Here is a 1,655-nt window from a genome sequence, read left to right on the forward strand (position 1 = left end):
CGTGGAGGTCATGGCAGACTCGCATCGCTCCCTCTCCGGCCTCACTCACCTCGACTCGGAGGGCCGCGTGCGGATGGTCGACGTCGGCGACAAGGCCGTGACGACGCGCACCGCCACCGCCGAGGGGGTCTTCCGCACGCGCCCGGACGTGGTGACGATGGTCGCGGGCGACGCGCTCGGCAAGGCGGATGTCCTGGCCACCGCGCGCCTGGCCGGCATCGGGGCCGCCAAGAAGACGTCGGAGCTCATCCCGCTGTGCCACCAGATCCCGCTGGACTCGGTGAAGGTGCACTTCGACCTCGACGACGAGTCCGGCGAGATCCTCGTCCGCGCCACCGCCAAGACGACCGGTCGGACGGGCGTGGAGATGGAGGCGCTCACCGCCGTGTCGATCGCGGGGCTCACGCTGCACGACATGGTCAAGGCGGTCGACCCGCTCGCCACCATGGACGGTGTCCGCCTCGCCGCCAAGTCGGGCGGCAAACGCGGTGACTGGAGGCGGGAAGACCACGGCACCGAACCGAGTGGTGGGATCGACGACGACGACGAGGGCGGCCGCTCGAACTCCGGGCCCGCTGCTCTCGAGGTCGGCCGGACCGGCGTCGTCGTCGTCTCCTCCACGGCCGCCGCCCGCGGCGACCGCACCGATACCACCGGGCCCGCCATCGAGGCCTGGCTGCGTGAGCGCGGCTTCTCGCCGGTGGAGGTGCACGTCGTGGCCGATGCGGATGTGGCCACCGCGGTCACCGAGCACGTGCGCCGCTCGCCGGCGGTCCTGCTCACCACCGGCGGCACGGGGGTCGCGCCCGACGACCGCACGCCCGAGGCGACGGCGCCGCACCTGACACTCGAGCTGCCGGGGGTCGCGGAGGCGATGCGGGCCCGCGGGCTGGCGGCGACGCCCACCGCCGCGATGAGTCGTGGTCTCGCCGGGTTCGCCGGGCGCACGTTGGTGGCGAACCTGCCCGGGTCGTCGGGCGGGGTCAGCGACGGGCTGGCGGTGCTGGACGAGTTGCTCGAGCACCTGCTGGACGTTCACGCCCACGGTGGTGGTCACTGATGTCGGCCCCGACCCCGGCCTCGGGACAGCCCTCCGGGCCGAACTCCGAGCCGCACCCCGCGCCGCTGGCCCGGATCACCGACGAGCGGATCGAGCCCCGCGAGGTCGAGCAGGCCGTGTGGAGCTCGGCGGATGGCGCGATGGTGACGTTCTCCGGGATCGTGCGGGATCACGACGCCGGTCGCGCCGATGTCGAGCACATCGAGTACTCCGCTCACCCTGTCGCGCAGGATGTGCTGGCCCGGCTCTGCGCGGAGGTGGCCCGCGAGCACAGCGGCCCCGCCGACGCCGACGGTCGGCCCGTCGATCCGCAGCGCGTGACGCGCGTGGGCGCGGTGCACCGGGTGGGCGTGTTGACGGTGGGTGAGGTCGCGGTGGTCGCGGTGGCGGTGGCGCCGCATCGGGCGGAGGCGTTCACGGCGTGTTCGGACCTCATCGAGCGCCTCAAGCACGAGGTGCCGATCTGGAAACGCCAGCGCTTCTCCGACGGCTTGTCGGAGTGGGTGGGCGTCGGCGACTGCTGAGTAGCACCGGCGGCGCGCCGCCGCAGGGTTTCAGGCGGGGCTGGGCGTCAGGCGGGGCGGGTGTGGGGGCT

2 protein-coding genes are annotated in these 1,655 nt (G+C 73.7%); both read left to right on the top strand.

The features are described 5' to 3' along the window. Window positions 1-10: 10 nt before the first annotated feature. Window positions 11-1,060: a bifunctional molybdenum cofactor biosynthesis protein MoaC/MoaB gene (gene moaCB, locus DPA01S_RS15935; protein ID WP_061227893.1), complete on the top strand. Its 1,050-nt coding sequence runs from the start codon at window positions 11-13 to the stop codon at window positions 1,058-1,060. After that, window positions 1,060-1,584 (top strand): molybdenum cofactor biosynthesis protein MoaE, encoded by a 525-nt coding sequence (locus tag DPA01S_RS15940; RefSeq protein WP_232303218.1) that lies wholly within the window; start codon window positions 1,060-1,062, stop codon window positions 1,582-1,584. Before moaCB ends, DPA01S_RS15940 begins: the two co-directional genes overlap by 1 nt. Window positions 1,585-1,655 lie beyond the last annotated feature (71 nt).

The sequence above is a fragment of the Dietzia papillomatosis NBRC 105045 genome (assembly GCF_001570845.1).
Taxonomy (GTDB): domain Bacteria; phylum Actinomycetota; class Actinomycetes; order Mycobacteriales; family Mycobacteriaceae; genus Dietzia; species Dietzia cinnamea.